The organism is Acinetobacter sp. YH12070 (assembly GCF_013419625.1).
Classification (GTDB): domain Bacteria; phylum Pseudomonadota; class Gammaproteobacteria; order Pseudomonadales; family Moraxellaceae; genus Acinetobacter; species Acinetobacter amyesii.
Window position 1 is genome coordinate 1 of sequence record NZ_VOZT01000006.1, and the last position, 9,432, is coordinate 9,432.

Here is a 9,432-nt window from a genome sequence, read left to right on the forward strand (position 1 = left end):
GGAGCTAAATTTAGCGGGTTCCAACGGAACTGACCATCATTTATTTCACTAATTTTACCAATACCCGGAAATGGTAAATGTGCAAATGCAACGAAGGTTTGCTCTTGAGCAAAACGTTTAAAAATTGCTAAACGAGTTTCACTGGCTTTGACCGGATCGACATCAAAATCAACAGATAACTTGGGTTGTTCAAACTGTAAATGATAGGAATGAACCACATCCCCGAGGATAGCAAAACTTTTAGCTTGCGACTTTAAGATAAAAGAATAATGCCCTGGTGTATGCCCAACACTCGGTAGTACTTCTAATCCATTAATCACAGAACCAACGCTAAAAGTCTTAAAACTCCGCATGGTCTGATAAGGCGCAATCGCAGCTTTAATTTTTGCAACGGTTGCTAAATAACCGTCACGTTTTTCGGCAGCTAAAGTGTCAACGGTGTTTTCACTTAACCAATACTGACTTTCTTGTTCATTGACGTAAACCGTTGCATTTGGAAACACGGCCTTGCCTTGTTTCGCAATGCCACATGCATGATCTGGATGTAAATGGGTTAAGAATACACTGCGTACACGATTAAGCTTATAGCCAGCTGCTTCAATATTTTGTGCAATAGAACCTAAGTTCGGACCAAAACAACTGGCTGCACCACTATCGACAAGACTGATGCCGCCTTGTCCATCATCAAGCAGGTAGGCATTGACACTGGTTTGTATGCCTTTGCTCTGATCAACCGCAAGCTTTTGAAATAAGGCACTGACTTCTTCTGGAGTTAAGTTTTGTTTAAACAAATCAGGACTTAATTCGAGTGTCCCATCTTTTAAAGCAATGACTTTATACGCACCCACTTGGAAAGAATAAAATCCCACGGGCTGAGTCACATTCGTTTTGATTTCCGTTTGAATAAATGCCGGCTCTGCACTGACAAACTGGCTGGTTAAAAGTGTTGCTGCAAGCACAGCAAAACTAAAGTTTTTCATTGTTGACCTATATCACTTTTATTATTTCATGCAATGAAGCAAAGGCTTCAAAATTAAAAAATTTAAACGCCTGTATTGTGCCTGAAATTCAGGCAAATTTTAAGTCCAATACATGATAAACATAGCACTAACTTGATACAGACTTATGTAAATCATCCTAAACGTTTAGGCCTCATAAAATAAAAACTGAATGCAAGAAAACTTTAAGCTTGGCATGCTATATTTTCGCCAGTTTTTAAATCTATACGTCTGTACAGTACTATGAGTGAAATTTCCCCGTTTAAAGGTAAATCTGGACTTAAACGAATTTTAAATGCAACGCAATATTCCCTCGATGGATTCAAAGCTGCTTATCAAAATGAAGCAGCATTTCGACAAATTGTCTGGATGAATATGGTGCTTATTCCCACCAGTTGTTTTCTCGATGTCAGTCGTGCTGAACATGCGCTTATGGTGGTGGTGTGTTTATTTGCCTTGATTGTTGAGTTATTCAATTCTGCCATTGAAGCCGTTGTCGACCGGGTATCTTTAGACAAGCATCCACTTTCTAAAATTGCCAAAGATATGGGAAGTGCAGCTCAATTTGTCGCTTTAGCAATTATTTTTTTTACTTGGTTAATTATCCTTTTGCCTTAAATAAAGGCTGTCTCACTCTATTTGCAGGGTTATGCCCTGCTTTTTTATATCGACACACTTTAATAAATGGATTTAAGAAGATTTTAAAGCCATAAAAAAACCCAGCTTTCGCTGGGCTTTTTTTCGAATCAGTTCAATGCTTAGTGAGCAGCGAATTGGTTCATTGTGTTTTTCGCATCGTCACCCGCTTTAAGCGCGTTGTCACCAGCGAAGATTTCTTTGTGGTCGTCACCGATGTCAGAACCAGCCATTGCTTGGTGTTTAACACAAGAAATCGTACCGCGGATTTCTTTACGTTGAACGCCAGCTACATAAGCAAGCATACCTTGGTCGCCGAAGTAACCTTGAGCAAGCTCGTGAGTAGAAAGAGCAGCTGTATGGTAAGTCGGAAGTGTGATCAAGTGATGGAACACGCCCGCTTCACGAGAAGCATCAGCTTGGAACGTACGAACTTTTTCGTCAGCTTCAGCAGCTAATTCAGAGTTATCGTATTCAGCGCTCATTAGTTTAGCACGGTCGTAAGCAGAAACGTCTTTACCTTCAGCAACCCAACGGTCGTAAGCTTGTTGACGGAAGTTTAAAGTCCAGTTGAATGAAGGCGAGTTGTTATAAACAAGTTTCGCATTTGGAACTGTTTCTTTAACACGGTTAACCATGTGAGCGATTTCTTCAACGTTTGGAGTCGCAGTTTCGATCCAAAGAAGGTCAGCACCATTTTGAAGGCTAGATACACAGTCAAGTACAACGCGGTCAATTTGCGTGTCTGGACGGAACTGGTACAAGCCAGAAGCAAGACGTTTTGGACGGTGAAGTTTACCGTTACGCTTGATTAGGATTTCGTCTTCTTGAGCTTCTGAAATGTCAATTTCAGTTGTGTCTAAGTAGCTGATGTATTGAGAAGCGATGTCGCCTGGCTCTTTAACCACTGGGATTTTTTGAGTCAAGTCAGCGCCTTCAGAGTCAGTACGAGCAACGATGATACCGTCATCAAGACCCATTTCTAAGAATGCATAGCGAAGAGCGTGGATTTTCGCGATGAAGTCTTCGTGTGGAACTGTAACTTTACCAGCTTGGTGACCACATTGTTTAGCGTCAGATACTTGGTTTTCGATTTGAAGTGCACAAGCACCCGCTTCGATCATTTTCTTAGCTAGTAAGTAAGTCGCTTCTTCGTTACCGAAACCAGCGTCGATGTCCGCAATAATTGGCACAACGTGAGTTTGGAAACCGTCGATTTGAGCAGTGATTTCAGCAGCTTTAGCAGTATCACCAGCTTCGTTTGCTTTTTTAAGCGCACGGAACAAGTCGTTTAATTCTTTCGCGTCAGCTTGGCGAAGGAAAGTGTAGATTTCTTCGATCAATGCAGGAACTGAAGTTTTTTCGTGCATAGATTGGTCAGGAAGTGGACCGAATTCTGAACGAAGAGCTGCAACCATCCAACCAGAAAGGTAGATATAACGACGTTCAGTTGTACCGAAGTATTTTTTGTTCGCAATCATTTTTTGTTGTGCGATAAAACCGTGCCAGCAACCTAATGATTGAGTGTATTTGCTAGAATCAGCATCATAAGCAGCCATATCACGACGCATAATAGCAGCTGTATATTTCGCAATGTCTAAACCAGTTTTGAAACGGTTTTGCATTTGCATACGTGCAGCATCTTCTGGGCTAATATCGCGCCAAGTGCTTCCGAATTTTGCTTTTAATTCACGGATTGCATCAATCGCTGTTAAGTATGTAGACATGATATGTTCCTGTAATAATATTAGGATTTTTCTGCAACGTAAGGCTAAAATCATACCCTCGAATGATTGTTCAGATTTAGAACACTTCGTTGCGATAGACACAGAGTAGATTGACTAAAAAAATTAATCCAATATTCTGCATTAATTTTCAGTATTTATTTAAAAAATATGTAGATTAAAGTCGTATTATAATAATTAACCAACATTTATAAGTATTTGTATTTAAATACTTTTATTAAAATATTTTGCTAATTTTTTTGTCTATTTTTCAAACATTTTGATGAATTATTCTTCATTAGACTTAAGTCGACTGAGCATTCACTTTAAAAAAAAACAGCATTTTTTACGCCATTTTTGCCCAAATTCACCAAGCTAAATACTTGGTTATTCTGTCTTCAAATGATCATGTAAATGAGATATTTCATCTAATTTTTTTGTTTTATGAACATCACATCGCATAAACAAAATTGCTCCGTATTTTTATTTCACTCACTTAAAAATATCGGTCTAAACAGATAATAAGTATTTAAGAAATATGTGCTGGCACTTCAGCAAATTTGTCTTAAAACTGCCGAATTTTAGTACAAAAGTACACGTCATTTTTTCATCCATTTTTTACACAAGCCTTAGTAGTTATGGCATAATCAGATAAATTTCATGATTTTATTGTCGGTATTTATTTTATGAATCTGGAGCGGGTCGATCTCAATCTATTAATTTATCTTGATGTACTTCTTCGTGAAAAAAATGTGACTCGTGCTGCCGAGCAACTGGGTGTAACTCAGCCTGCGATGAGTAATATTTTACGTCGTTTACGCAACTTATTTAATGATCCACTTCTTATTCGTTCTTCAGAAGGTATGACACCTACAGAACGTGCGCTTGAATTACAGCCACGTATCCGTGATGCTCTCTCTGACCTTTCGATGATTTTGGAACCTCGTACCGAGTTCCGACCTTACACTTCAAATCGTGTCTTCCGCATCATGACGTCAGATTATGCTGAAGCAACACTAGTGCCGCGCCTAGTAAAAGCTTTGCGCTCAGAAGCACCCAATGTGGTTCTGGATTTTTTAACACCAAGTGATGTGTCTTATCGAGATATGGAACAAGGTAAAGTCGACTTGGCGATTAACCGCTTTAATGAAATTCCGCAAAGTTTCCACCAAGTTTTGGTCTGGCGTGACAGTTTTTCATGCCTTTTAAATGCCAAGCACCCTGCTGCAAATAATTTAAACCTGAAAAGCTATCTAGATGCACAACACATTTGGGTATCTAAAACAGGTATGGGTGTCGGTTTTGGTGTCAATCCTGAAAAACAAGCGGGTCTAGGTTGGATTGATCAAGCCTTAGAACGTATTGGCCAAAAACGTAAAATTTCAGTTTTCACCCGTCATTATCAAATGCCAGGCTTATTGGCCTCGAATGTTGACTTGGTTGCGACTCTGCCAAGCCGTATTGCTCGCCTTCAAGCCAAAAGTCAAAACCTGTTACTTCGCGATCCACCATTCTATATTCCTGAATTTGAATTAAAAATGGCGTGGTGTCCTTTACTTCATCATCACCCTGCTCATCGCTGGTTGCGTCAACTTATTTTGTATGTTGCACGTCAAATGATTGAAGAAGAAAACCGCGAATACTTAATGAATAACTCTCAGTTTTCACAGTATCAGTAATTAACTCTTTAATTCCTTATTAATTCAAACGTATACTGTCACTATATAGGTAGTAGTTAAGACTACTACCTTGCCCATTTTTGTGTTAGAAATACAGAAAAATAGAATGAATCACAAACAGGTGTATTCGTGAGCCTTTTCCAAAATATTGTCATTATTATTCTCCTGATCGTCGGTGCGGGTTTTCTATCCTTAACAGAAATTGCCCTTGCGGGTGCACGAAAAGTAAAGCTTAAAATTTTGGCTGAATCTGGAGATTCACGTGCACAACGTGTGCTTGACTTACAAGCCAACTCAGCAGACTTTTTCGCCGCATCACAAATTGGCTTAAATGCCGTGGCAATTCTTGGCGGTATTTTGGGTGAAGGTGCATTTCGTCCTTATTTCATAACCTTAGTGACCCGTTTTTATCAGGGCCCGTGGACTGAAACTATCGGTTTCACCCTGTCGTTTACTTTAGTCACCTCCTTATTCATTCTATTTGCTGATTTGATGCCAAAACGTTTGGCGATGATCGCACCTGAAAAAATTGCCGTTGCTGTTGTTGACCCGATTCAAATCTTTATTAAAGTGTGTAAGCCAATGGCGTGGGTGATTAATGCCATTGCCAATTTGTTGTTTCGTTTATTCAAAGTGAACACAACACGTGATGACAATATTACCTTTGACGATATTTCAGCCGTGATGGATGCCGGTGCTCAAGCTGGTGTACTACAAAAGCAAGAACACCACTTTATTGAAAACGTATTTGAGCTGGAAGAACGTAACGTCCCTTCAAGTATGACTACACGTGAAAACGTGGTGTACTTTACCCTAAAAGAATCAGAAGCCAGTATTCGTCAAAAACTCGCTGAATTTCCATATTCGAAGTTTTTGGTCTGTAGTGAAAATATTGATGACGTCATTGGCTATGTAGATGCCAAAGATATTTTGGTTCGTATCCTCAACAATCAGTCACTTCTACAGCTCAATGAAAATACTATTCGTAATGTCCTCACGATTCCAGATACATTAACACTGTCTGAATTACTCGATCGCTTTCGTTCAACCAAAGAAAAATTTGCCGTAGTAATTAACGAATACGCGTTGGTTGTCGGCGTTATTACCCTCTCCGACATTATGATTACCGTGATGGGCGACTGGGTAACACCGATTGAAGCAGAACAACAAATTATTAAACGTGATGCGGATTCTTGGCTTATCGATGGCAGTACACCAATTGAAGATTTAAAGCATGCCCTCGCTTTAGATGAAATGCCCGATGAAGAAAACTATGAAACCCTTGCGGGCTTTATGATGTTTAAACTGCGTAAAATTCCACGTCCAGCGGACTTTGTTACTTATCATGGCTACAAATTTGAAGTTGTTGATGTAGACCACTTTAAAATTGACCAATTATTAGTGACCCGCTTACAACAGGCTGAAACTGAACTTGATACACCAGAAGAATCGGATTAATTCGATTCTTCTTTTTTCTAAAACAATAAAATATAAATACGATGGAATACGAAGATGTCTTTTTCACTTAAAGCGATTTTGACTTGCTTTAGTTTTTATACTGGGGCTTATCTAATCTATTATTTTTTCAAAGCTCATCCACAACCTTTATTTCTATTGCTCGGTGTTGCGCTGATCGTCACTGCTTGGTTTTTAACGCCTTATCCCTATGAACGCGGTCGACAACGCTATGACGAAACCATGCGTTTTGGTCTGTTTTTTTATAATCCCTTAATTTTTTGGTTCCGATTATTTAGTTGGCCGATTCGGACCCTACTGTCTATTTTTGCATAAGCGTACTTGTTGTGATCAAACTGGATCTGCACAGCACTTACAGTTCTCTACTGATGTTGAATAAATGTAAACAGACCACTTTTTTTGAATACAAATTAAAATAAATCGAAAAACCGCCCTTCCCTAATACCTTCATTATTAATGACTATTTCCCACTAAAATAGTGATGTATTTCACATTTTCTCACCTTTGTTTTGACTGATGAATTTTCTCTTTATGCTCTGCCCTTGGATTTAAAAACAGCTTTATATTTCAAAGGAATGAACCATGTTAACCGTACTCGGTTTGGGCATGATCTTGTGCTTTATGTATTTGATCATGTCGAAACGCTTAAGCCCACTTGTCGCACTGACTTTAATTCCCCTACTTTTTGCCTTGATTGCGTGGTTACTTGGTTTTTATTTTGACAGCTTGTCACACATACAAATAAATGAAATTGGCGAAATGATGATAGAAGGTGTAAAAAAACTTGCACCGACTGGCATCATGCTGCTTTTTGCGATTCTGTATTTTGCCATCATGATTGATACAGGTTTGTTCGACCCTTCGGTGAAATTTATTTTAAAAATGGTCAAAGGTGATCCCTTAAAAGTCGTTCTTGGAACCATTACCCTGACGTTAATTGTCTCTTTGGATGGAGATGGTTCTACAACCTATATGATCTGTGTTGCTGCCATGCTGCCACTCTATAAGCGCTTAGGTATGAGCCCATTGATTATGGCATGTTTGATTATGCTCTCTAGCGGCATTATGAACCTTACGCCATGGGGTGGGCCTACAGCCCGCGCCGCCAGCGCGCTTCATGTCGACCCAAGTGATGTATTTGTTCCGATGGTTTTACCGATGTTATTTGCCATCGGCTGGTTGTACTTCTTAGGAACCATGTATGGTCGCATGGAAAGAAAGCGTCTGGGAATTGTCCAATTGGATATCAGTCATGGTGAAAACATTCAAATCTCAGATAATCCAGAAGCCAACCGCGCAGATCTACGTTGGTTTAATGCACTGTTAACCGTCGTTCTGATGATTTGTCTGGTTTTTAGTATTTTACCTATGCCTATTTTATTCATGGTGGCTTTATGTATTGCGCTAGTCGTCAACTACAAAAATGTCGACTTGCAAAAAAAGTTAATCGCACACCATGCAGGTAGTGCTTTAAACGTGGTCGGTATTATTTTTGCTGCAGGTATTTTTACGGGAATTTTAGCCGGAACAGGTATGGTAGAAGCCATGTCTAAAGAACTTGTGGCGATTATCCCTGAAAGTATGGGTCCCTATTTAGCACCGATAACCGCTGTCATCAGTATGCCGATGACTTTCTTTATGTCGAATGATGCTTTCTATTTCGGGGTTTTGCCAATTCTTTCTGATGCTGCCGCTCATTATGGAATTGCACCTGTAGAAATGGCACGTGCCTCGATCGTAGGACAACCTGTACATCTACTCTCACCGCTTGTCCCTTCGACCTATTTACTCTGTGGACTTGCGGGGATCGAGTTTGGACAACATCAGAAATTTACCATTATCTGGGATGTAATCACGTGTTTTGTCATGTTAGCAGCGGGCCTGATCTTTGGAATGTTTCCATTTTATTCGAGCTTAACTTAAAAAGTTAAAGATAAAAAAGCACCATCAGGTGCTTTTTTTATGCTTAACAATACAGAACTAGCCAGTGTTTTACACTCACAGGTTCATTTGTAGTGATTAATGCTTTGAAATTAATGCTTCTAGAACTGCTTCATAATGAATACGAATGTCATCTTCTAAAATTTTATAAACATTGTCGAATTGAACCATTGGCCAGCCTTCTTTCCAAAATGGAAAAATGTTATGGAGGTCATGAGTCACCGTTGCGTCTTCACGTACAATCGCTTGTGCAACTTGTGACAATACTTGTGCAGTTTCAGCACCATCAATCGCTAAATAATCGATACCACGAACTTTCAAAATACGGATACGATCTTTTTTGTAGCGGATTTTTTTACTTTGGCCTTCATTTAAGCCTAAAGCCAAAGTCACAGCTTCAACAAATTTATCTTCAAATGCTTGATTTAATTTCACCAAAGCTTGTTTATGAGCCTCTTGACGACCAGCTTTCCCCCCACTACGAATCACTTCATTTACTTCAGTATTTAAAACATCTGATTTCATCGACTGAAGAATGTCTAGAATTTCGATATCGCTTAATGTTTCAGGAGAATGATCAGTCATAAACTGCCTATAAAAACTTAATATTCAATAAGCATGTATTTTCGCATAAAAGTAGCTTGAAAACTGCGACCTTCACTATAGAAATTGCGATTTCTCTTATAATGTTCAGATATACAACATGATTTAGAAAAAAATTCTGTCAAAAATATCGAAATCAACTATATTACTTTCACGCTTTAATACTAACGTCACAATATGGCTCAAAAGAAACAGGCTGCGCTTTACCTTCAACAACTGAAACAGCAATATCCAGCAGCCTTTAAACATAAGGCTCTAGACTAGCAGATTTGCACTTAGTTTTACCTAATGAGGTCCCACAACTCTGTTGCTAGCTCATTAGGCTCCCTCATCCAACGCCATTCTGTTTCTTTAAGATGATAATCAAAATACTCT

General features: G+C 39.1%; 8 protein-coding genes and 1 pseudogene. 5 read left to right on the top strand and 4 right to left on the bottom strand.

Annotated features, from left to right (window positions below; translation table 11 throughout):
• A partial coding sequence (locus FTU17_RS02850) for an MBL fold metallo-hydrolase (protein ID WP_180134639.1) occupies positions 1-980 on the bottom strand: 980 nt, incomplete at its 3' end.
• Between the two features lie 261 nt (positions 981-1,241).
• Here FTU17_RS02850 and FTU17_RS02855 point away from each other — a divergent pair.
• Positions 1,242-1,616: a diacylglycerol kinase gene (locus FTU17_RS02855; RefSeq protein WP_078191329.1), complete on the top strand. Its 375-nt coding sequence runs from the start codon at positions 1,242-1,244 to the stop codon at positions 1,614-1,616.
• A gap of 140 nt (positions 1,617-1,756) precedes the next feature.
• Here the strand turns inward: FTU17_RS02855 and FTU17_RS02860 are convergent, their stop codons facing one another.
• Positions 1,757-3,361 carry an isocitrate lyase gene (locus tag FTU17_RS02860; RefSeq protein WP_168378085.1) on the bottom strand — a complete coding sequence of 535 codons (1,605 nt, stop codon included), beginning with the start codon at positions 3,359-3,361 and terminating at the stop codon, positions 1,757-1,759.
• Positions 3,362-4,044: 683 nt separating this feature from the next.
• Between FTU17_RS02860 and FTU17_RS02865 the strand changes: the two genes are divergently transcribed.
• The 4 genes from FTU17_RS02865 (at position 4,045) to FTU17_RS02880 (ending at position 8,436) form a co-directional block, all read left to right on the top strand.
• Entirely contained in the window at positions 4,045-5,037 is a 993-nt protein-coding gene (locus tag FTU17_RS02865) for a LysR family transcriptional regulator (protein ID WP_078191331.1), read from the top strand.
• A gap of 129 nt (positions 5,038-5,166) precedes the next feature.
• Positions 5,167-6,495 carry a hemolysin family protein gene (locus FTU17_RS02870; RefSeq protein WP_078191332.1) on the top strand — a complete coding sequence of 443 codons (1,329 nt, stop codon included), beginning with the start codon at positions 5,167-5,169 and terminating at the stop codon, positions 6,493-6,495.
• A 54-nt stretch (positions 6,496-6,549) separates the two neighbouring features.
• Complete coding sequence (locus FTU17_RS02875; protein WP_180048741.1) at positions 6,550-6,828, top strand: hypothetical protein; 279 nt, start codon at positions 6,550-6,552, stop codon at positions 6,826-6,828.
• A gap of 267 nt (positions 6,829-7,095) precedes the next feature.
• Complete coding sequence (locus tag FTU17_RS02880; protein WP_180134640.1) at positions 7,096-8,436, top strand: CitMHS family transporter; 1,341 nt, start codon at positions 7,096-7,098, stop codon at positions 8,434-8,436.
• Positions 8,437-8,532: 96 nt separating this feature from the next.
• Here the strand turns inward: FTU17_RS02880 and FTU17_RS02885 are convergent, their stop codons facing one another.
• Together FTU17_RS02885 and FTU17_RS02890 are read right to left on the bottom strand one after the other, a co-directional pair.
• On the bottom strand, positions 8,533-9,039 hold the full coding sequence (locus FTU17_RS02885) for a hypothetical protein (RefSeq protein ID WP_180134641.1): 507 nt from the start codon (positions 9,037-9,039) through the stop codon (positions 8,533-8,535).
• Positions 9,040-9,338: 299 nt separating this feature from the next.
• Positions 9,339-9,432: pseudogene (locus FTU17_RS02890) on the bottom strand (IS1595 family transposase); the annotation flags it as partial.

Excerpts from the sequence above, each read along its gene's own strand:
- FTU17_RS02855 (WP_078191329.1), top strand. The coding sequence starts at position 1,242 with ATGAGTGAAATTTCCCCGTTTAAAGGTAAATCTGGACTTAAACGAATT.
- FTU17_RS02860 (WP_168378085.1), bottom strand. The coding sequence starts at position 3,361 with ATGTCTACATACTTAACAGCGATTGATGCAATCCGTGAATTAAAAGCA.
- FTU17_RS02865 (WP_078191331.1), top strand. The coding sequence starts at position 4,045 with ATGAATCTGGAGCGGGTCGATCTCAATCTATTAATTTATCTTGATGTA.
- FTU17_RS02875 (WP_180048741.1), top strand. The coding sequence starts at position 6,550 with ATGTCTTTTTCACTTAAAGCGATTTTGACTTGCTTTAGTTTTTATACT.
- FTU17_RS02880 (WP_180134640.1), top strand. The coding sequence starts at position 7,096 with ATGTTAACCGTACTCGGTTTGGGCATGATCTTGTGCTTTATGTATTTG.
- FTU17_RS02885 (WP_180134641.1), bottom strand. The coding sequence starts at position 9,039 with ATGACTGATCATTCTCCTGAAACATTAAGCGATATCGAAATTCTAGAC.